Below are 19,707 nucleotides of genomic sequence, written 5' to 3' on the forward strand. Positions count from 1 at the left end.
GGGGCCCAGGGTGCGACACGGGCCGACCCTACGCCGCTCCCCCGGCCCGACCGCCACGGGCCCACCTCCCCCAGCGCCTGCGCCTCCCTGCCCCCCCCCCCCCCCCCCGCCCCCCCCCCCCCCCCCCCCCCCCCCCCCCCCCCCCCCCGCCCCCCTTTCCCCGCCCCCTCAGCCGGTGAAGATCTCCACGCCCGTCCAGACGGCGAGCCCCAGCATGCAGATCCCGCCGATGCGCTGCACGGTCTTCAGCGGCACGCGCTTGGCGATGAACTTCCCCGCGAGCAGCGCGAGGGCCGAGACGGACATCAGGGCGGCGGCCGCGCCGATCGCGGTCGACCAGGTGCCGTTGCTCGCCGCGAGGTTGGCGGTCGTGATCTGGGTCAGGTCGCCCCACTCGCTGATGAAGACCGCCATGAACGCGGTCGAGTAGACCGGCCAGAAACCGGTCACGGTCTTCACCTCGGCCTCGTCATCGTCGTCGCCACCGCTGCCGCGCAGCAGGATGAACGCGCCGAAGGCGAAGAGCGAGGCGGAGACGAGCTTGACGGTCCAGTCCGGCAGCAGCCCGATCAGACTGCCCGCGCCCACGGCGATGGCGACATGCACGATGAACGCGGACGACGTGCCGAACCACACGTAGAGCGGGCGCATCCGCGTACCCATGGCCAGCGACGCGAACATCGTCTTGTCGGGGAGCTCCGCGAGGAAGATCAGCCCGAAGGCGGTGATGATCGCCAGGAGGTCGAGGTGCATTCCAGGTGGCTTTCTGTGCGAGCCGGGCCCCGGATCTTCGCGAAGCGCCGCTCGGCTTTTCGGAGGACCACTCGGCCCGGCATGACGGTGCCGCCCACAGGGCGTGGGCGTGTCATACAGGACCGAAGGTCTCGCCCGCCCGTGGGGACCCTCGCGGGACTCACGGGCCCGGCCACCGGGAACCCGAGGGTTCCAGTGTGTCGACGACCGGTTTGCGGGGCTACTCCCCTTCGCAGCCCTCAACACTACCCCACCGCATCTGGCGGGGGCGCCTGTGTTCGAAGCGGGGAAGCCTCGGTAGAGTCGCGGTGATCACCCGGACCAGCGTTGACCGTCCCGCTCCCCCCTGCCGACCGGAAGTGCCCGCATGAGCCGCCGCCCCCGCAAGGACGTGCCCGCCCAGGGCGCTGCCCGGCCCACCGTGAGCGTCTGCCGGGGCTGCTGCTGCGGCACCGAGAAGATCCCGGGCGTCGACCACGCCGCGCAGCTGGCCCGGCTGCGCGCCGGTCTGGAAGGCGCCGCCACCGTACGGGCCGTCGAGTGCCTGGACGCCTGTGAGCAGGGCAACGTGATCGTCCTCCAGCCGTCGCCTGAGGGCCGTCGCGCCGGGGGCCGCCCGGTCTGGCTGGGCCTGGTCAACGACGAGCACGCGGAGCAGGACGTCATCACCTGGGCGTCGGCCGGCGGTCCGGGGCTCGCGGACGCCCCGGACATCCTGGACCTGTACGTCTTCCAGCCCTCACGCCGGGTCCGGGCGGGCCTCGACGACTGAGGGCCGCGCCGGGCGGCCGTGCCCCGGCCGACCGGCCCCGCCCGGTTTCAGCCCGCCGCCAGACCCGTCAGCAGCTTCGGCAGCGCCGTACCGATCGGCTCCCGGACGACCTCGTCGGCCAGTGCGTCGTACGGGGTCGGCTCCGCGTTCACCACGATCAGCCGCGCCCCGTGTTCGGCCGCGATTCCCGCGAGCGAGGCGGCGGGCTGCACCTGGAGCGTCGAGCCGACCGCCACGAAGACCTCGCACGCCTTGGCGATCGCCATCGCGTCGGCCAGCACCCGCGGGTCCAGCCGTTCGCCGAACATCACCGTCGCCGACTTCAGGATCCCGCCGCAGACCGTGCACGCCGGGTCCGCCTCGCCCGCCTCGATCCGCTCCAGGGCGTCGGCCATCGACGAGCGGGCGTGGCAGCGCGTACAGACCACCTCGCGCGAGGAGCCGGGGCGGGACGTGGAGACCGGACCCGAGGCCCAGCAGGGCTGACATCGCCTACGTGACCGGCTTGCCGTCCTCCAGCTCCACCGTGCCGGCACCGGACTCCAGCACGTCGAGGGCGGCCCGCACCCGTCCCTCCAACTGTCCCAGCAGATAACGGCCGAGTTCGGCCGGGGCGACCAGCTTCCAGGAGAGCAGCTCCTCCTCCTGGAGGCGGATCGCCGCGAGCTGCTCCGGGGTGAGCACTCCGCCGTCGTATATGTACGCCACGATCGGCGGCCGACGGCTGCTCCGCGTCCAGTCGACGGCGAGCAGCCGGCCCGGCGCCAGGTCGAGCCCGACCTCCTCCGACGTCTCGCGCCGGGCGCCCTGCCGGGGGCCTTCACCCGTCTGGGACTCCACCGTTCCGCCGGGCAGCGCCCAGCCCTCGCGGTAGTTCGGCTCGACGAGCAGGACCCGTCCCGCAGCGTCCCGGAAGAGGCACGCGGCTCCGGCGAGGACCCGGGGGAGCCCGGCGATGTACGTGGCGTAGTCGGCATCCGTAGTAGTCACGGCCGACAGCGTAGTGGGGGAGGGGGGGGCCGGACGGCCATGGGCAGATCAGGGGTCGTACGGATAGGGTCGGGGCGGCGCGACTGCCTGTTCGAAAGCAAGGGATGCAAGGTGACGGACGGAGCAGATGTGGAGACCGCCCGCGTGCTCGTCGCGGCGGACAAGTTCAAGGGCTCGCTCACGGCCGTACAGGTCGCGGAGCGGGTGACGGCCGGGCTGCGGCGCGTCGTCCCCGGCGTACGGGTGGAGACCCTGCCCGTCGCGGACGGCGGCGACGGCACGGTCGCGGCGGCGGTGGCCGCCGGGTTCGAGCGCCGTGCGGCGCGGGTGACCGGGCCCCTCGGGGACCCGGTGACGGCGGCGTACGCGCTGCGCGACTCCACCGCCGTGGTGGAGATGGCCGAGGCCTCGGGCCTCCAGCACCTGCCCGAGGGGGTGTTCGCCCCGCTCACGGCCACCACGTACGGCTCCGGCGAGCTGTTGGCGGCCGCCCTGGACGCCGGGGCGACGACGATCGTGTTCGGGGTCGGCGGCAGCGCCACCACGGACGGCGGCGCGGGCATGCTCGCCGCGCTCGGGGCCCGCTTCCTGGACGCGGACGGCAAGCCCGTCGGCCCCGGTGGCGGGGGGCTCGCCGAACTGGCCGAGGCCGACCTGTCCGGGCTCGACCCGCGCTTCGCCGACGTCGACCTGGTCCTGGCCAGCGACGTCGACAACCCGCTGACCGGGCCCAAGGGCGCACCCGAGGTGTACGGGCGGCAGAAGGGCGCGAGCGAGGAGGACATCGCGGTCCTCGACGCGGCCCTGACGCACTACGCCTCCATCTTGGGGTCCCGGACGGCGGCCCTGCCGGGCGCGGGTGCGGCCGGAGGCATCGGCTACGGGGCGCTCGTGGCCCTCGGCGCCCGCTTCCGGCCCGGCATCGAGGTCATGCTCGACGTGCTCGGCTTCGCCCCCGCCCTCGCCCGCGCCACGCTGGTCATCACCGGCGAGGGCTCGCTGGACGAGCAGACCCTGCACGGCAAGGCCCCGGCCGGGGTCGCCGCCGCCGCCCGGCAGGCCGGGATCGAGGTGGTCGCGGTCTGCGGCCGGCTGGCCCTGTCCCCGGAGGCCCTGAGCGGGGCGGGCATCGCGCGCGCCTACGCCCTGGCCGAGCTGGAACCGGACCCGGCGCTCTCGATGGCCCAGGCCGGACCGCTGCTGGAGCGGGCGGCGGAGTCGATCGCCCGGGACTTCCTGAGCTGACGGGAAGGGGCCGGACGTACGAAACGTACGCCCGGCCCTCCCTGTCCGGCCCTCCCTGTCCGGCCCTCCCTGTCCGGCCCTTCCTGTCCGGCCCTGCACGCCTGGTCCTTCGCGTCTGGTCCTTGGCGTCCGGCCTCTTCACTCCCGGCGCCTGCACATCCAGCGTTTCCCGCCTGGCCCCTTCCTGTCTGGCCCCTTCGCGCCTGGCCCCTTCGCGTCCGGCCCCGTCGTACCGCGCCGCGGACCGACGCTCCGCGGGAGGTCCCGCCGCTCACCCCAGCGCCGCCGACAGCCGCAGCGCGTCCAGCGCCAGCACCGTCTCGACCAGCTCGCGCGGGTGGGTCAGCGACCGTGAGGTCAGCCGTTCCAGCCGACGCAACCGGTTGAACACCGTGTTCCGGTGGCACCGCAGCCGCGCCGCGGCCCGCCCCACCGAGCCGACGCACTCCAGCCATGCCTCCAACGTCCCCACCAGCAGCGCCCGTTCCGCCGGAGCCAGCACGAGCAGCGGGCCGAACACCTCGGCGAGCAGCCGCGCCGACAGCTCCGGCCGGCTCGCCACCAGGGCCGCCGACAGCCGCTCGTCCAGCGGCACGATCTCGCCCGTCCCCGGCTCGCAGGTCAGCAGCGCCGCCCCCGCGAGCCGACGGGCGGACCCCAGCTCCGCCAGGCCGCCCACCACCGGGCTGACGCCCCCCGGCCCCGCGCCGGCCTCCACGAGCCGCGCGACCGGCCGGGCGAGACCTCCCGGGCCCAGCAGAACGACCCCGGCCTCCCCGCACCAGCACCACCGGGCCTCGCCCCCTTCCGGGACGGCGACGGGCGCGCCCAGCACCACCACCGCGTACCGCCCCCGCTCGGGCAGCCCGAGCTCCCGCGCCGCACGCCGCACCTGATGCGGCTGGGCGGAACCCGCCAGCAGCGGCCGGAGCAGCGCCCCGGCCCGCGGATCGGCCCGCGCCCGCGCCCCGGGCCCCGTCTCCCGCCGCATCCCCGCCTCCGTCCGCCGGACCGGCGACCGGCTCGTCCGGCGCCCGTCACCTGCCGCCGGGGGCCGCACCGGGACCGGTCTCCCCGATGACCGACGAGGATGCCACCGGCGGCGCGGCCGGGAGCCCGTCCGTCGGCGCCTCTGTGCGCGTGCACAACGCGGCCCCTCGATCGCTGGTCGTGCGCATCGAGTCCGCCCCGCGCCGTGGACGCGCGCTCCGGCCGGTGCTGGTCTGTGGCACCACACGACGCCACACCACCACCACAGACGAGCACCACGCATCAGCACCACCCACGAGCACGACACGAGAAGGCGGAAGGAGGAGGACGCATGGCAACGCTAGAGATCCGCGCTCTGTCCGTCGGCTACGGCCCGGTCCGGGCCCTGCGCGACATCTCCGTCGACGTGCCGGACGGCGCGATCACCGCCGTACTGGGCGGCAACGGCGCGGGCAAGACCACGCTGCTGCGGGCCGTATCGCGGACCCTCGGCTTCCACCGCGCGGTGCGGGCACCGGCACCATCCGGTTCGACGGCCGTCCCCTGGAGGGGCTGCGGCCCGCCCAGGTGGTGGCCGCAGGAGTGGTCCAGGTACCGGAGGGCCGGCAGGTCTTCGCCCGGATGACGGTGGCGGACAACCTGCGCGCGGGCGCACTCGGGGCGCGCGGCGGGCGCAAGCAGACGAACGCCGCACTGGCCCGCGTCCACGAACTGTTCCCGGTCCTCTCCGACCGGGCACACCAGCGGGCCGGCCTGCTCTCCGGCGGCGAGCAGCAGATGCTGGCCATGGGCCGCGCCTTGATGGCGGGACCCCGGCTGCTCCTGCTGGACGAGCCCTCGCTCGGCCTCGCCCCGCTGATGGCGGCCAGGATCGCGGAGACCGTGCGGGAGATCAACGCGAGCGGTACCTCCGTCATGCTCGTCGAGCAGAACGCGGCGATCGCGCTGCGCCTCGCCTCGACGGCGTACGTCCTGGACGTCGGCGAGGTCGCCCTGCACGGGCCGGCCGCCGAACTGGCCGCCTCCGACGAGGTGCGCCGGCGCTATCTCGGCGTCGTCGACGAGGAGGCCGCCGCCGATGCGGACGCGGGCTCCCGCAACCGGCGCACCCTGAGCAGGTGGTCCGGGTGAAGACCGCACCGGCCACCGCCACCGGCGCCACCACCGGGCCGGCCGCCCTCACCGTCTCCGACGTGACCGTACGCTTCGCCGGGCTCACCGCCCTCGACGCCGTCTCCTTCACCGTCGAACCCGGTAGCGTGCACGCGGTCATCGGCCCCAACGGCGCGGGCAAGTCCACCTGCTTCAACGTCCTCTCCGGCGTCTACCGCGCCTCCGCGGGCACCGTCCACCTCGGCACCACCGAGCTGACCGGACTCCCGCCGCACGCCGTCGCCGCCCTCGGCATCGCCCGCACCTTCCAGAACATCGCGCTCCCGCCGCACGCGACGGTCGCCGACAGCCTGCTGCTCGGCCGTCACCGGCTCACCCGCTCCGGGTTCATCGCCGCCGGCCTGCGGCTGCCCTCCGCAGCCAGCGAGGAGCGGCGCCACCTGGACCGGGTCCGCGAGATCGCCGAATTCATCGGCCTGGAGGCGGCGTTGGACCGCCCGGCGGGCTCGCTCCCCTACGGACAGCAGAAGCTCGTCGAGCTCGGCCGCGCCCTGTGCATGGAGCCGCGGGTCCTGCTCCTGGACGAGCCGATCGCCGGGATGACCGCCGACGAACGCCGCCGTACCGCGGCCGTCGTGGCCAACGTACGCGACAGCCTCGGCATCTCCATCGTGCTGGTCGAACACGACATGGGGGTGGTGATGCGGCTCGCGGACGCGGTGACCGTACTCGACTTCGGACGCAGGATCGCGGGCGGCACCCCCGCCGAGGTCCAGAACGACCCGGCCGTCGTCCAGGCCTACTTGGGAGCACCTCAATGACCACGTTCATCGAACTTCTCCTCGGCGGCCTGTCGATCGGTTCGGTCTACGCACTGATCGCCCTCGGCTTCGTCGTCATCTTCAAGGCCACCGAGGTCGTCAACTTCGCCCACGCCTCGCTGCTGCTGGCGGGCGGCTACGTCACCGCCGTCCTCCACGACGACATCGGGTTCTGGCCCGCGCTGCTCGTCGGGATCGCCGGGGCCGCGACCGTCGGGGCGGCCATCGAGTTCTTCGTGATGCGCCGCTACCGGGGCAGCGACCACAGCGTCCTGGCCATCGTCACCATCGGCGTCGACATCCTCCTCATCACCGAACTCACCCGCCGCATGGGCACGGACGTCCTCGCGCTCGGCGACCCGTGGGGCAACGAGGTCGTCCACATCGGCGGCGTCACCCTCGCCCAGACCAGGATCGCCGCGTTCCTCGCCGCCGGGCTCCTCATCACCGTCTTCCTGCTGGCCTTCCGCCACACCTCGTGGGGTGTCTCGATGCGGGCCGCCGCCGAGAACCCGCAGACCGCCGCCCTCATGGGCATCAAGCTCGGCCGCGTCTCGCTCGCCGCCTGGGCCGTCGCCGGTGCGCTCGCCGCCGTCGCCGCCCTCTTCCTCACCGTGTTCCCGACCCCCGGCCTGGAGCGCGCCACCTCGCTCGCCGCGCTCAAGGCGTTCCCCGCCGCGATCCTCGGCGGACTCGACTCCACGACCGGGGCGCTCGCCGGCGGGCTCATCGTCGGCGTCACCGAGTCGCTCGCCACCGGCTACCAGAGCGACCTCTCCTTCCTCGGCCGGGGCATCGGCGATCTGGCGCCCTACCTGGTGATGGTCGCGGTCCTGCTGATCCGGCCCGCGGGACTCTTCGGCACGAAGGAGCTCGCCCGTGTCTGACACCACCGCCGAAGCCGCCCCCCACGCCCCGGCCGCACCTGCCCCCGCACCCGTGGGCGCGGCGCGTGTCACCGACCGGCTGCGCCGACCGCGTACGTACGCCGTCCTCGTCGGCTCCCTCCTGCTCCTGGCGCTCCCGTTCTACCTGGACCGCTTCTGGCTCCAGGCCGGACTGTTCGCGATGGCGGCGGCGATCGGCGCCATCGGGCTCAACATGCTCACCGGCGCCACGGGCCAACTCTCCATGGGACACGCGTTCTTCCTCGCCGTGGGCGCGTACGGCTACTGCATCCTGGCGGGGGAGAGCAGCACCGAGAACGGCCATGCCCTGACCGGCCTGGGCCTGCCCACCTGGCTGGCCGCGATCCTCGCCGTCCTGCTCGCGGGTGCCGCCGGAGGGGTGTTCAGCCCGATCGCCGGACGGCTGCGCGGTGCGTACCTCGGTATAGCGACCCTCGCGCTGATCTTCATCGGGCAGCACGTGCTGTTCAACGCGGGCTCCCTGACCGGTGGTTACAACGGCCGGGCCGTACCGCCGCTCTCCCTCCTCGGGTTCACCTTCGACGACAGTGAACTCGTCGTCGCCGCCGTCCCGTTCGGTTCCTCGGAGAAGCTCTGGTACCTGGGCCTGGCCGCCCTGCTGCTCAGCGCCCTGTTCGCCCGCGGCGTGCTGCGGGGCAGGCCGGGCCGGGCGATGAACGCCATCCGCGACCACCGGATCGCGGCGGGCGTGATGGGTGTACCGGTGGCGCGCTACCGGGCCGGCGTCTTCGTCCTGTCCTCCATGTACGCGGGTCTCGCGGGCATCCTGCTCGCCCTGGTCTTCCAGCGGACCGTGCCCGAGTACTTCGGCATGATCCTGTCCCTCGAATACCTCGCCATGATCGTCATCGGCGGGCTCGGCAGCGTCGCGGGGGCCGTCGCCGGCGCCTTCTTCGTCTCCCTGCTCCCGCAGGTGCTGACGCACTACAGCGACTCCCTCCCGCTGGTCTCCGCCCCCGGCACGGGCGGTCTGGCACCGGGTGAGGCGTCCCGCTATCTGTACGGCGCCGCGGTGGTCGCGGCGGTCCTTTTCCTGCCCGGCGGTCTCGCCCGCCTCGGCATCGCACTCCCGCGCGTCCCGCGTCCGAAGAAAACAGGGGAGAAGAAATGAAGCTCAGAGTGCTCACGGCCGTGGTCGCGGCCCTCACCGTCACCCTCGTCGGGTGCAGTGGCAAGGCGACCGAGGGGAAGGGCGACGAGCAGGACAAGGCCGGGATCAAGACCGGCCCCGGGGTCTCCTCCTCGACGATCTCGCTCGGTGTCCTCACCGACATGACCGGCGTGTACGCCTCGCTCGGCAAGAGCGTCACCCAGGCCCAACAGCTGTGGGCGAAGCAGACCAACGCCAAGGGCGGCATCTGCGACCGCAAGGTCGAGCTGACCGTACGGGACCACGGCTACGACCCGCAGAAGGCCATCGCGGGCTACACCGAGCTGGCACCGAAGGTGCTGGGCTTCACCCAGTTCATCGGCTCCCCGTTCGTCGCCGCCGTCGAGCAGCGCATCGACGGCCAGGACAAGGGTCTCGTGCTGCCGCAGGCCTGGTCGGCGAACCTGCTCGGCTCCCCGTACATCCGCGTCGTCGGCGCCACGTACGACGTCGAGACCATCAACTTGATCGACCACCTGCTCAAGGAGAAGCGGATCGCCGAGGGTGACAAGATCGGCCATGTGTACTTCGAGGGCGACTACGGCGAGAACGCGCTCACCGGCTCCACGTACGCGGCGAAGGAAGCCGGACTCACCGTCGTCGAGCAGAAGATCAAGCCGACCGACAACGACATGACCGCCCAGGTCGCCGCGCTCAAGCAGGCCGGGGTGAAGGCCGTCGTCGTCAGCGCGGGCCCGCGGCAGGCGGCCTCGCTCGTCGGCGTCGCGGCGGCCACCGGATTCGACGTCCCCGTCGTCGGCAACAACTCCGCCTACGCACCCCAGCTGTTGAAGACCCAGGCGGGCCCGGCCCTGCTGAAGGACTACTACATCGCCTCCTCCACCCTGCCCATCGGCGACCCCGGCGACGGGCCCGCCAAGCTGGCGAAGGAGTACGCGGCGCAGTACCCGGACGATGTCCTCGACAACGGCGTCGTCGCCGGCTGGACGGCGGCCTCCATCTTCGGCGAGGCGCTGGCCAAGGCGTGCGACGACAAGGACCTCACGCGCGAGGGCGTCGACAAGGCGCTGCTCACGATCGAGGGGTACGGAAACGACTTCGGAGTCACGCACGACTTCTCCGACCCCACGGCGCCGTCCACCCGGGAGAGCGTCATCATGAAGCCGGACGCCAACGCCCCCGGCGGACTGAAGGTCATCAGCCCGGCGTCGGTCTCCCCGGCGGCCGAGTCCTTCACGGTGAGGTGACGGGGTCACGCTGCGCACAAGGTGGGTTCGGCCGATGCGGCCGGGCCCACCCCCGTGTTCGGAGGGGTTCGGCTCCGGTGCGGACGAGCGGGCCGTGGTGGGGGGCGCCGACGGCAGGCTCCGGTGGCTGGAATCAGGCCAGGGTGTGCGGACGGCGCCTCCGTACGGCGGGGGCGGTATCGGGGGCCCGGACGCCTCGTGACCACCGTGTACGGCTCCGTGTTCGGCGGAAAATTGGTCTGGACCACCTCGGGTGGCGGTGGTTAGCTCGACTCCGGACGAGGGCCCCCGAGCTGTGGGCCGTCCCGATTCCTCCTGCGCTCCCGCCCTCGTCCTCGTACAGTTCCGCCCGCGTCCGTGCTGAGGGGATCCATCCCGTGATCGACATCGTGGCAGTGCTCAGGGCCGAGGACGCCGTCCTGGACTTCCTCTCCGTGCTCACCGCCCCCGAACCCGGGCTCACGGCCCCCGGGCCCCGGCTCACGGCCCCCGGGCCCCGGCTCACGGCCCCCGGGCCCCGGCTCACGGCCCCCGGGCCCCGGCTCACGGCCCCAGGGTCCCGGCTCCCGGCCCCAGGGTCCCGGCTCCCGGCCCCAGGGTCCCGGCTGACGGCCCCCGGGCCCCGGCTCACGGTGCCCGGGTCCGTGCTCACGACCACCGGGTCCGCGCTCACCGCCCCCGGGCCGGCCGGTCAGCGGGACGAGGGCCGCGAGGTCCATGTCCTGATCGGCGACACCGCCGAACACCTGGTGCTCCCGGCGGGCCTGCCGGTCGCCGAGCGCCTCGCCGCCCTCGCCGGGCACATCCGACCCGTCCACGAGAGCGCCGCATCGCCGGGACCCCAGGCACTGGCCGCCCTGATCGAAGCGGCGGCCCAGGGCGCCCCGGCCCGGCTCTGGACCCACTCGCCCGCCGACACCCGCCGCAGCCGGGGCCGCCTCGGCCGGGACGCCGCTGCCGCTGCCGCCGTTGCTCCGGGCGGCGGGCCGCCCGTCCTGCACGCCGTCGGGCACTCCCCGTACCTCCAGTTCATCAGCGATCTCGACCGGCCGCTGGACCGCGCCGAGGTCGGGGCCAAGCTCGCCTTCGTCAACCGGCACTGCGGCCACCTGCTGCGCACCGACTCCGCCGAGTACGTCGTTCGGACCGGCCGGGTCCACGCCACCGAGCGGTTCTTCTCCGCCGGGCCCGTGGAGCGCGAGCGGCTGTTCGCGCTCCTCGCCAGCCTCGACGAGGACGCGGCCTCGGTACCCGACCCGTGGGAGTTCGCCACCTCCGCGTACGAGGCCGAGCGGCTGGACACCACCGTCGCGTGGATCGCCGGGCACTGTCCGCCCGGCAGCGGTCCCCTCGTCGAGGTCGGCGCCTGCGAAGGGGCGCTCACCGCCCGGCTCGCGGAGAAGGGCTTCACCGTCCATGCCACCGAGCCCAACCCCGCCTTCCGCCGGCGCCTGACCGACCGCGTCGGCGACACCGCCCGGGTCCACCCCCAGCCCCTGGAGGAGCTGGCCGCCCGGCCGGAGCTGCCCGGAGCGGCCTACCTCCTGATCGAGATGCTCTACTACGGCCAGGACCTCGCCCTGCTGGACCGGCTCCCGGCCGACCTGGTCTTCGTCGCCCTCGAACCCGAGACGCTCGCCGCCCGGCTGACCCCCTGGCTGGAGAGCGCACCGCACTGGGAGAAGGCGGACGAGACCCCGCTCGTCGCCCCGGCGCTGGAGAGCGTCTGCGGCGGCCGTGCCTACCTCAGCAAACGCGGCAGCGTAGGCGTCCTGCTGCGCCGCACCGGCGTCTGACGGCGTCCGCCATGTACGACGTCTGCGTCGGACTCGGCTACCACTGCGAGTCGACCTACCAGCTCCGCCGCGTCACCGGCGCGGAGTGGGCCCAGTTCTTCGACTGGCTCGACCTCGACCTCAGCGCCGTACGGGAGATCATCGCGGCCGACTTCGCCAACGTCCTGCGCCCCGGTCTGTGCGAACCCTTCAGCAACGGCGCCTGCGTCCGGGACCGGGGCTCGGACATCCGCTTCTTCCACGACTTCCACGCCCCGGCGGGCACCGCGCTGACCCTGGCTCTCATCGCCGCGCAGCATCCGGCGGTCCGGCAGAAGTTCGGGTACCTCGCCGACCGCTGGCGGGCCCTGGCGGCCTCCCGCTCACGCGTCCTGTACGTGCACCACGACGCGTTCGACGAGAGCGGAGCCGACGACCTGGCGGCCCTGCACGGACTCCTGCGCTCCCGCTACCCCCACCACGACTTCGAGCTCCTCTGGCTGCGCCGTACGGCCCCGGAGGACGCCGCCGCACTCCCGCCCGGCATCGCCTGGTCCACGGTCGCCGCCCAGCCCCGCCGCTGGGAAGGCAGCGACGCGGCCTGGGACACCGCCCTCGCCCCGCTGGACATCCCCCGGGCCCCCGCGCCCTGACCCCTCGCCCCAGCCGCCTCCGGAGGAACCGTGCCCGCCCCCGTACCGCCCCTCTGGCGCACCGTCGTCATCTCCCCGCACTTCGACGACGCCGCGCTCTCCCTCGCCGGGCTCCTGCCCACCCTGCCCGGCCCCCTCGCCGTCGTCACCGTCCACGGCGGGCCCCCGCCGCCCGGCTCCCCCGTCTCCTGGTGGGACAGCGTCTGCGGCTTCACCACCGCGGCCGAGGCCCACCGGGTCCGCGGCGCCGAGGACGCCCGCGCCTGCGCGCTGCTGGGCGCCGAGCAGGTCCTGATCGACCACCCCGACGGCCCCTACGTCACCGAGGGCGACGGACCGGACGCGCTCGACGCCCTCCTGCGTACCCTCGCCCCCACCACACAGGTCCTGATCCCGCTCGGCACCAACCAGCCCGACCACGAGGCCGTACGGCTGCGTGCCGAACGCGCCCTCGCCGCGGCCGGCGCCCCCGCCCCCTGGGTCTACGCCGACCTGCCCTACACCGGACACCTGCCGGAGTGGGGCACGCCCGAGGCGTCCGGGGCGCCGGCCGCCGGCCAGAAGTGGGGGACCGCCTACCAGGAGTTCACCCGCCGCCACCGGGTCACCGTCGCGCACGAGCTGGTGCTCTCCGACGAGCAGCGGGCGGCCAAGCGCGCGGCGATCCTCAGCCACGCCTCCCAGCTGGCCGCCCTCGCCCCCGACCACGGGTCCTTCCTGGCCCGCTCCGGCCCCCTGCGCGCCGAGCTGATCTGGAGCCTGGAGCCTGGAGCCCCCCGCCCGCGACTGACGCGGGTGCCCCGGAACGCACGAAGGCCCGGATGCCGGGAAGCATCCGGGCCTTCGCCCTGTTCGGTGTCCGTACCGCTACGTTCGCACCGCTACGGGAGCTGTGCCGCCCGCGCCTCGCGCCGGTTGTCACGGAAGGTGTTGACCCGTCGCGCCGTGGCGAAGAGCGGGATCACCGCACCGAGGACGACCTGGAGCGCACAGCCGGTCTGGAGCAGGAGCTGACCGCCCGGCGCGTCGAACGCCCACGCGGCGAGCAGTCCCATCGCGCCCACGATCCAGCTGAGCATCGCCACCGCGAGGATGCCGCGCGGCTTGGGGTACTCGACCCGGCTCACCATCAGCCACGCCACGCCGATGATGGCGAGCAGCGTCGGGACGAAGGGCAGCTCCAGAAGCACGATCGAGACGACCGTCAGCGCTCCGAAGGGGCTCGGCATGCCCTGGAACATGCCGTCCTTCAAGGTCACACAGGAGAATCTGGCCAGTCTGAGCACCACCGCCAGCAGCACGACGATCGCCGCCAGCGCCGATACCCGCTGGTGGGCGTCGTCCGCGACCATCCCGTACACGAGGACGAAGTAGGCCGGGGCGAGCCCGAAGCTGATGAGGTCGGAGAGGTTGTCCAGCTCCGCACCCATCGGCGAGGAACGCAGCTTGCGCGCCACGAGCCCGTCGAAGAGGTCGAAGATCGCCGCCATCAGCATGAGGATGACCGCGGTGGCCGCCGAGTGGCGGGCCATCCCCGTCTCGTCGCTGCCCGTGAGGTGCGGGATGAGGATCCCCGTGGTGGTGAAGTACACCGCCATGAAACCGCACGTGGCGTTACCGAGGGTGAGCGTGTCCGCTATCGACAGCCGCATCGACAGCGGCATGTCCTCCGCGTCCGTGTCACTCGCCTCGCCGGCTTCCGGAACCCAGTCGGCCTGGGTATCGGGATCAACTACGGTCAATTCGAGTCACCCCCGCGGTGGTGGCTTGGCCGACCTCGACCGCGACATCGATACCTTCCGGAAGGTAGATGTCGACGCGCGAGCCGAAGCGGATCAGGCCGATGCGCTCGCCCTGCTCCACCTTCGTGCCCTGGGGGAGGTACGGCACGATCCGACGGGCGACCGCTCCCGCGATCTGCACCATCTCGATGTCACCGAGCTCGGTGTCGAAGTGCCAGACAACGCGCTCGTTGTTCTCGCTCTCCTTGTTGAACGCCGGAACGAACCCGCCCGGGATGTGCTCGACCGACGTCACGGTACCCGCCAGCGGCGCACGGTTGACGTGGACGTTGAGCGGGCTCATGAAGATGGCGACCCGGGTGCGCCCGTCCTTCCACGGCATGATGCTCTGCACCACACCGTCGGCCGGGGAGATGACCCGGCCCGCGGCGATCTCACGCTCGGGGTCACGGAAGAACCACAGCATGCCCGCCGCGAGCGCGGTGGTGGGCACGGCCACGGCCGCCCAGCGCCCGGACTTACGGGCGCGGGCCAGGCTGAGGGCCGCGGTGGCGACGGTCGGGAGGAGCCACGGCGATGCTCCGCGTGCGATGCGGACCCCGCCGCGGTTTGCGGAGGTAGGGCTGTCGGGCATGGATGACCTTCGTAGCGGATGATGCCGCGCTGGCAACGGGGGACGGCGGCTTTCCGAAGATGCTATCGGTTGCCGGGCGCAACTGGGCAAGCCAGCAGCCGAGTCGGACTGTCGAACGACCCCGGCCGAGGGTGACCCGGTGTGATGTTCTTCGCCACCAAATCACCCCGAAGGGGACAATCAGCCCTGGAATCGGTATTCCTCCAGGAGGCGCCGGCCAATGATCATTTTCTGGATCTCGGCGGTACCTTCACCGATCAGCAGCATCGGGGCCTCGCGGTAGAGGCGCTCGATCTCGTACTCCTTGGAGAAGCCGTAGCCGCCGTGGATACGGAAGGCGTCCTCGACGACTTCCTTGCAGTACTCGGAGGCGAGGTACTTCGCCATCCCTGCCTCCAGGTCGTTCCGTTCCCCGGAGTCCTTTTTGCGTGCCGCGTTCACCATCATCGCATGGGCGGCTTCGACCTTGGTGGCCATTTCAGCCAATTTGAACTGGATCGCCTGGTGCTGGGCGATCGGCTTGCCGAACGTGTGGCGCTGCTGGGCGTACGAAACGCCCAGCTCGAATGCACGCTGCGCGACGCCGCAGCCACGCGCGGCGACATTCACCCGCCCGACCTCGACACCGTCCATCATTTGGTAAAACCCCCGGCCGGTCGTGCCACCCAGGACCCGATTGGCCGGAACGCGCAGGTCGTCCATGATGAGCTCGGTGGTGTCGACGCCCTTGTAGCCCATCTTGTCGATCTTCCCGGGGATGGTCAGGCCGGGCCGCACCTCTCCGAAGCCGGGCTCCTTCTCGATCAGGAAGGTCGTCATGGACTTGTGGGGTGCGGTGCCCTCGGGGTGGCCTTCGTCACTTCGGCACAGAACGGCCACCAGAGTCGACGTTCCGCCGTTCGTCAGCCACATCTTCTGGCCGTTGAGGACGTATTCGTCGCCGTCCTTGACGCCCTTGGAGGAGATCGCCGAGACATCGGAGCCGAGCGCCGGCTCCGACATCGAGAAGGCGCCCCGCACCTCGCCGAGCGCCATGCGCGGCAGGAACGTGTCCTTCTGCTCCTGGGTGCCGTGCTGCTTGAGCATGTAGGCCACGATGAAATGCGTGTTGATGATCCCCGACACGCTCATCCAGCCGCGTGCGATCTCCTCCACGCACAGCGCGTAGGTGAGCAGCGACTCACCCAGACCCCCGTACTCCTCGGGGATCATCAGCCCGAACAGGCCGAGTTCCTTGAGCCCCTCCACGATTTCCGAGGGGTACTCGTCGCGGTGCTCCAGCTGGGTCGCGACCGGAATGATCTCCTTGTCGACGAAATCCCGGACGGTGGCGAGGATTTCCCGCTGGATGTCGTTCAGACCAGCGGTCTGGGCGAGTCGCGTCATGGCTGCTTCTCCTGTGGCTTCACGCGGATGGCCTCAAGGCCTCACACAGTTACTTGGCGGGCGTCGGGCGGCCGGGCTGCTCGCCGCCCCGCTCCTTGATGTACGTCTCGGTGGGGACCATCACCTTGCGCCGGAACACGCAGACCACGGTGCCGTCCTGCTTGTAGCCCTTGGTCTCCACGTACACGATCCCGCGGTCGTTCTTCGACTTCGACGGCGTCTTGTCCAGCACGGTCGTCTCGCCGTAGATCGTGTCGCCGTGGAAGGTCGGCGCGATGTGCTTGAGCGATTCGACCTCCAGGTTGGCGATGGCCTTCCCGGAGACGTCCGGCACCGACATGCCGAGCAGCAGTGAGTAGACGTAGTTGCCGACGACGACGTTCTTCCCGAAGTCGGTCGTCTCCTGCGCGTAGTTGCTGTCCATGTGCAGCGGGTGGTGATTCATGGTCAGCAGGCAGAAGAGGTGGTCGTCGTATTCCGTGACCGTCTTTCCGGGCCAGTGCTTGTAGACCGCACCGACCTCGAACTCCTCAAAAGTGCGTCCGAACTGCATGATCAGGCCTCCGGGGCTTCGAACTTGGAGGTGCGCTGCATTCCGGCCGCCCGGCCCTTGCCCGCGATGACCAGGGCCATCTTGCGGCTGGCCTCGTCGATCATCTCGTCGCCGAGCATCGCCGAGCCCTTCTTGCCGCCCTCCTCGGAGGTGCACCAGTCGTAGGCGTCCAGGATCAGCTCGGCGTGGTCGTAGTCCTCCTGCGAGGGCGAGAACACCTCGTTGGCCGCGTCGACCTGGCCCGGGTGCAGGACCCACTTGCCGTCGAAGCCGAGGGCGGCGGCACGGCCGGCCACCTCGCGGTAGGCGTCCACGTCACGGATCTGGAGGAACGGGCCGTCGATCGCCTGGAGGTCGTGCGTGCGGGCCGCCATCAGGATGCGCATCAGGATGTAGTGGTACGCGTCCGCCGGGTAGCCGGGCGGCTGCTGGCCGACGACCAGGGTCTTCATGTTGATCGAGGCCATGAAGTCGGCCGGGCCGAAGATCAGCGTCTCCAGACGGGGTGAGGCGGCGGCGATGTCGTCGATGTTCACCAGACCCCTGGCGTTCTCGATCTGCGCCTCGATGCCGATCTTCCCGACCTCGAAGCCCATCGTCTTCTCGATCTGGGTCAGCAACAGGTCCAGCGCCACGACCTGCTGGGCGTCCTGGACCTTCGGCAGCATGATGCAGTCGAGGTTGGGGCCCGCGCCCTCGACGACCGTGATGACGTCCCGGTACGTCCAGTGCGTCGTCCAGTCGTTGACCCGCACGACCCGGGTCTTGCCGCTCCAGTCACCGTTGTTCAGCGCGTCCACGATGGTGTGGCGGGCGCCTTCCTTGGCCAGCGGCGCGCAGGCGTCCTCCAGGTCCAGGAAGACCTGGTCGGCCGGGAGACCCTGGGCCTTCTCCAGGAAGCGCGGGTTGGAGCCCGGCACGGCCAGACACGAGCGGCGGGGCCGCAGCCGGTTCACGGACGGGGTGGGCGTGGTCATGCGGAGACCTCCAGAGGGTCGCGCTTGTTCGCTTTCCGGATCTCGTCGACGATACGGCCGATGATCTCGGTGATGCCGAAGTCCTTCGGGGTGAAGACGGCGGCCACACCGGCTTCGATGAGCGCCGCGGCGTCGGCCGGCGGGATGATGCCGCCCGCGATCACCGGAATGTCCGGCGCCCCGGCCTCCCGCAGCCGGTGCAGCACATCGGGCACCAGCTCCGCGTGCGAGCCGGAGAGGATGGACAGCCCCACGCAGTGCACGTCCTCGGCGAGCGCCGCGTCGGTGATCTGCTCGGGGGTCAGCCGGATGCCCTGGTAGACCACCTCGAAGCCGGCGTCACGCGCCCGTACGGCGATCTGCTCGGCCCCGTTGGAGTGCCCGTCCAGGCCCGGCTTGCCGACCAGCAGGCGCAGCCGCCCCACGCCCAGGTCGGCGGCGGTACGGGTGACCTTCTCGCGGACCAGGGCGAGCGGGGTGCCCGCCTCGGCGGTGACCGCGACCGGGGCCGAGGAGACCCCGGTGGGTGCGCGGAACTCGCCGAAGACGTCCCGCAGCGCCCAGGACCACTCGCCGGTGGTGACGCCCGCGCGGGCGCACTCGACGGTGGCCTCCATCATGTTCTCGGTGCCCGCGGCGGCCTTCTTCAGCGCGGCCAGCGCCTCCGACGCACGGGCCTCGTCGCGGTTGTCCCGCCACTCGTGCAGCGCGGCGACGACCCGGGCCTCGTTCTCGGGATCGACGGTCATGATCGCGCCGTCGAGGTCGGAGGTGAGCGGGTTGGGCTCGGTCGTCTCGTAGATGTTGACGCCGACGATCTTCTCCTCGCCGCCCTCGATCCGGGCCCGCCGCGCGGCGTGCGAGGAGACCAGCTCCGACTTGAGGTAGCCGGACTCGACGGCCGCCATCGCGCCGCCCATCTGCTGGATCCGGTCGATCTCCGCCAGCGACTCCTCGACCAGGGACTCCACCTTGGCCTCGATGACGTGCGACCCGGCGAAGATGTCCTCGTACTCCAGCAGATCGCTCTCGTGCGCCAGCACCTGCTGGATCCGCAGCGACCACTGCTGGTCCCAGGGCCGGGGCAGTCCCAGCGCCTCGTTCCAGGCCGGCAGCTGCACCGCGCGGGCGCGGGCGTCCTTGGAGAGGGTGACGGCCAGCATCTCCAGGACGATGCGCTGGACGTTGTTCTCCGGCTGCGCCTCGGTCAGGCCGAGGGAGTTGACCTGGACGCCGTAGCGGAAGCGGCGCTGCTTGGCGTCGGTGATGCCGTACCGCTCCCGCGTGACGCGGTCCCAGATGCGGCCGAAGGCGCGCATCTTGCACATCTCCTCGATGAAGCGGACGCCCGCGTTCACGAAGAACGAGATCCGGGCGACCACGTCACCGAACTTCTCCTCGGGCACCTGGCCCGAGTCGCGGACCGCGTCGAGCACCGCGATGGCGGTCGACATGGCGTACGCGATCTCCTGGACCGGGGTGGCCCCCGCCTCCTGGAGGTGGTAGCTGCAGATGTTGATCGGGTTCCACTTGGGGATGCGGTTGACCGTGTACGTGATCATGTCCGTGGTCAGCCGCAGCGAGGGCACCGGCGGGAAGACGTGCGTCCCGCGCGAGAGGTACTCCTTCACGATGTCGTTCTGCGTGGTTCCCTGGAGCTTGTCGGGGTCGGCCCCCTGCTCCTCCGCGACCACCTGGTAGAGCGCCAGCAGCCACATGGCGGTCGCGTTGATCGTCATCGAGGTGTTCATCTGCTCCAGGGGGATGTCCTGGAACAGCCGGCGCATGTCACCGAGGTGCGAGACGGGCACACCGACACGGCCCACCTCGCCGCGGGCGAGAATGTGGTCCGGGTCGTATCCGGTCTGCGTCGGCAGATCGAAGGCGACCGAGAGACCCGTCTGGCCCTTGGCGAGGTTGCGGCGGTACAGCTCGTTGGACGCCTCGGCGGTCGAGTGACCGGCGTACGTCCGCATGAGCCAGGGCCGGTCCTTCTGACGTTCGGTCATGGGAGAA

General features: G+C 71.9%; 17 protein-coding genes and 3 pseudogenes. 10 read left to right on the plus strand and 10 right to left on the minus strand.

The features are described from left to right. Nucleotides 1-168 precede the first annotated feature (168 nt). Entirely contained in the window at nucleotides 169-753 is a 585-nt protein-coding gene (locus ACIQAK_RS22810) for a TMEM165/GDT1 family protein (RefSeq protein ID WP_366391288.1), read from the minus strand. A 367-nt stretch (nucleotides 754-1,120) separates the two neighbouring features. On the opposite strand from ACIQAK_RS22810, the gene ACIQAK_RS22815 reads away from it, so the two are divergent. Further along, nucleotides 1,121-1,525 (plus strand): (2Fe-2S) ferredoxin domain-containing protein, encoded by a 405-nt coding sequence (locus ACIQAK_RS22815; protein ID WP_366391289.1) that lies wholly within the window; start codon nucleotides 1,121-1,123, stop codon nucleotides 1,523-1,525. A 47-nt stretch (nucleotides 1,526-1,572) separates the two neighbouring features. Here ACIQAK_RS22815 and ACIQAK_RS22820 read toward each other — a convergent pair. Both ACIQAK_RS22820 and ACIQAK_RS22825 read right to left on the minus strand, forming a co-directional pair. Next, nucleotides 1,573-1,968 (minus strand): annotated as a pseudogene (locus ACIQAK_RS22820) (SIR2 family NAD-dependent protein deacylase); the annotation flags it as partial. 49 nt (nucleotides 1,969-2,017) lie between these two features. Continuing rightward, complete coding sequence (locus ACIQAK_RS22825) at nucleotides 2,018-2,515, minus strand: NUDIX hydrolase (RefSeq protein ID WP_366391290.1); 498 nt, start codon at nucleotides 2,513-2,515, stop codon at nucleotides 2,018-2,020. A 129-nt stretch (nucleotides 2,516-2,644) separates the two neighbouring features. On the opposite strand from ACIQAK_RS22825, the gene ACIQAK_RS22830 reads away from it, so the two are divergent. After that, complete coding sequence (locus ACIQAK_RS22830) at nucleotides 2,645-3,760, plus strand: glycerate kinase (RefSeq protein WP_366391447.1); 1,116 nt, start codon at nucleotides 2,645-2,647, stop codon at nucleotides 3,758-3,760. A 271-nt stretch (nucleotides 3,761-4,031) separates the two neighbouring features. On the opposite strand, the gene ACIQAK_RS22835 is transcribed toward ACIQAK_RS22830, so the two are convergent. Further along, on the minus strand, nucleotides 4,032-4,751 hold the full coding sequence (locus ACIQAK_RS22835; protein ID WP_366391291.1) for a helix-turn-helix domain-containing protein: 720 nt from the start codon (nucleotides 4,749-4,751) through the stop codon (nucleotides 4,032-4,034). A 330-nt stretch (nucleotides 4,752-5,081) separates the two neighbouring features. On the opposite strand from ACIQAK_RS22835, the pseudogene ACIQAK_RS22840 reads away from it, so the two are divergent. The 8 genes and pseudogenes from ACIQAK_RS22840 to ACIQAK_RS22875 all read left to right on the plus strand — a co-directional run. After that, nucleotides 5,082-5,881: pseudogene (locus ACIQAK_RS22840) on the plus strand (ABC transporter ATP-binding protein). Beyond that, nucleotides 5,869-6,684, plus strand: coding sequence for an ABC transporter ATP-binding protein (locus tag ACIQAK_RS22845; protein WP_366391292.1), 816 nt, complete (start codon nucleotides 5,869-5,871; stop codon nucleotides 6,682-6,684). Before ACIQAK_RS22840 ends, ACIQAK_RS22845 begins: the two are co-directional and overlap by 13 nt. Next, a complete protein-coding gene (locus tag ACIQAK_RS22850) occupies nucleotides 6,681-7,571 on the plus strand; it encodes a branched-chain amino acid ABC transporter permease (protein ID WP_366391293.1) in 891 nt (296 codons plus the stop codon). Before ACIQAK_RS22845 ends, ACIQAK_RS22850 begins: the two co-directional genes overlap by 4 nt. Further along, complete coding sequence (locus ACIQAK_RS22855; RefSeq protein ID WP_366391294.1) at nucleotides 7,564-8,724, plus strand: branched-chain amino acid ABC transporter permease; 1,161 nt, start codon at nucleotides 7,564-7,566, stop codon at nucleotides 8,722-8,724. Before ACIQAK_RS22850 ends, ACIQAK_RS22855 begins: the two co-directional genes overlap by 8 nt. Then, on the plus strand, nucleotides 8,721-9,971 hold the full coding sequence (locus tag ACIQAK_RS22860) for an ABC transporter substrate-binding protein (RefSeq protein ID WP_366391295.1): 1,251 nt from the start codon (nucleotides 8,721-8,723) through the stop codon (nucleotides 9,969-9,971). Before ACIQAK_RS22855 ends, ACIQAK_RS22860 begins: the two co-directional genes overlap by 4 nt. Nucleotides 9,972-10,615: 644 nt before the next feature. Then, the gene (locus ACIQAK_RS22865; protein ID WP_366391296.1) at nucleotides 10,616-11,767 is read left to right on the plus strand and encodes a hypothetical protein; all 1,152 of its coding nucleotides are present in this window, start codon (nucleotides 10,616-10,618) and stop codon (nucleotides 11,765-11,767) included. A gap of 11 nt (nucleotides 11,768-11,778) precedes the next feature. After that, complete coding sequence (locus ACIQAK_RS22870; protein ID WP_366391297.1) at nucleotides 11,779-12,399, plus strand: DUF1796 family putative cysteine peptidase; 621 nt, start codon at nucleotides 11,779-11,781, stop codon at nucleotides 12,397-12,399. Nucleotides 12,400-12,429: 30 nt separating this feature from the next. Then, a pseudogene (locus tag ACIQAK_RS22875) lies at nucleotides 12,430-13,167 on the plus strand (PIG-L family deacetylase); the annotation flags it as partial. 113 nt (nucleotides 13,168-13,280) lie between these two features. On the opposite strand, the gene pssA reads toward ACIQAK_RS22875, so the two are convergent. The 6 genes from pssA to ACIQAK_RS22905 all read right to left on the minus strand — a co-directional run bounded on the left by pssA (nucleotide 13,281) and on the right by ACIQAK_RS22905 (nucleotide 19,700). Further along, the gene (pssA, locus tag ACIQAK_RS22880) at nucleotides 13,281-14,141 is read right to left on the minus strand and encodes a CDP-diacylglycerol--serine O-phosphatidyltransferase (protein ID WP_366391298.1); all 861 of its coding nucleotides are present in this window, start codon (nucleotides 14,139-14,141) and stop codon (nucleotides 13,281-13,283) included. After that, on the minus strand, nucleotides 14,128-14,775 hold the full coding sequence (locus tag ACIQAK_RS22885; RefSeq protein WP_366391299.1) for a phosphatidylserine decarboxylase: 648 nt from the start codon (nucleotides 14,773-14,775) through the stop codon (nucleotides 14,128-14,130). Before ACIQAK_RS22885 ends, pssA begins: the two co-directional genes overlap by 14 nt. 180 nt (nucleotides 14,776-14,955) lie before the next feature. Continuing rightward, nucleotides 14,956-16,161, minus strand: coding sequence for an acyl-CoA dehydrogenase family protein (locus tag ACIQAK_RS22890; protein WP_366391300.1), 1,206 nt, complete (start codon nucleotides 16,159-16,161; stop codon nucleotides 14,956-14,958). Between the two features lie 49 nt (nucleotides 16,162-16,210). Further along, nucleotides 16,211-16,714 carry a MaoC family dehydratase gene (locus ACIQAK_RS22895; RefSeq protein WP_366391301.1) on the minus strand — a complete coding sequence of 168 codons (504 nt, stop codon included), beginning with the start codon at nucleotides 16,712-16,714 and terminating at the stop codon, nucleotides 16,211-16,213. A 2-nt stretch (nucleotides 16,715-16,716) separates the two neighbouring features. Then, the gene (locus ACIQAK_RS22900; RefSeq protein ID WP_366391302.1) at nucleotides 16,717-17,691 is read right to left on the minus strand and encodes a CoA ester lyase; all 975 of its coding nucleotides are present in this window, start codon (nucleotides 17,689-17,691) and stop codon (nucleotides 16,717-16,719) included. Then, a complete protein-coding gene (locus ACIQAK_RS22905) occupies nucleotides 17,688-19,700 on the minus strand; it encodes a protein meaA (RefSeq protein ID WP_366391303.1) in 2,013 nt (670 codons plus the stop codon). The genes ACIQAK_RS22900 and ACIQAK_RS22905 overlap by 4 nt, the downstream gene beginning before the upstream one ends. Nucleotides 19,701-19,707 lie beyond the last annotated feature (7 nt).

This window comes from Streptomyces sp. NPDC088706, assembly GCF_044752765.1.
Lineage (GTDB): Bacteria > Actinomycetota > Actinomycetes > Streptomycetales > Streptomycetaceae > Streptomyces.

What these genes read in the sequence shown, in the direction of transcription:
- ACIQAK_RS22905 (WP_366391303.1), bottom strand. Translation starts at nt 19,700, where the DNA reads ATGACCGAACGTCAGAAGGACCGGCCCTGGCTCATGCGGACGTACGCC.
- ACIQAK_RS22860 (WP_366391295.1), top strand. Translation starts at nt 8,721, where the DNA reads ATGAAGCTCAGAGTGCTCACGGCCGTGGTCGCGGCCCTCACCGTCACC.
- ACIQAK_RS22815 (WP_366391289.1), top strand. Translation starts at nt 1,121, where the DNA reads ATGAGCCGCCGCCCCCGCAAGGACGTGCCCGCCCAGGGCGCTGCCCGG.
- ACIQAK_RS22835 (WP_366391291.1), bottom strand. Translation starts at nt 4,751, where the DNA reads ATGCGGCGGGAGACGGGGCCCGGGGCGCGGGCGCGGGCCGATCCGCGG.
- ACIQAK_RS22850 (WP_366391293.1), top strand. Translation starts at nt 6,681, where the DNA reads ATGACCACGTTCATCGAACTTCTCCTCGGCGGCCTGTCGATCGGTTCG.
- ACIQAK_RS22885 (WP_366391299.1), bottom strand. Translation starts at nt 14,775, where the DNA reads ATGCCCGACAGCCCTACCTCCGCAAACCGCGGCGGGGTCCGCATCGCA.
- ACIQAK_RS22900 (WP_366391302.1), bottom strand. Translation starts at nt 17,691, where the DNA reads ATGACCACGCCCACCCCGTCCGTGAACCGGCTGCGGCCCCGCCGCTCG.
- ACIQAK_RS22870 (WP_366391297.1), top strand. Translation starts at nt 11,779, where the DNA reads ATGTACGACGTCTGCGTCGGACTCGGCTACCACTGCGAGTCGACCTAC.
- ACIQAK_RS22895 (WP_366391301.1), bottom strand. Translation starts at nt 16,714, where the DNA reads ATGCAGTTCGGACGCACTTTTGAGGAGTTCGAGGTCGGTGCGGTCTAC.
- ACIQAK_RS22890 (WP_366391300.1), bottom strand. Translation starts at nt 16,161, where the DNA reads ATGACGCGACTCGCCCAGACCGCTGGTCTGAACGACATCCAGCGGGAA.
- ACIQAK_RS22810 (WP_366391288.1), bottom strand. Translation starts at nt 753, where the DNA reads ATGCACCTCGACCTCCTGGCGATCATCACCGCCTTCGGGCTGATCTTC.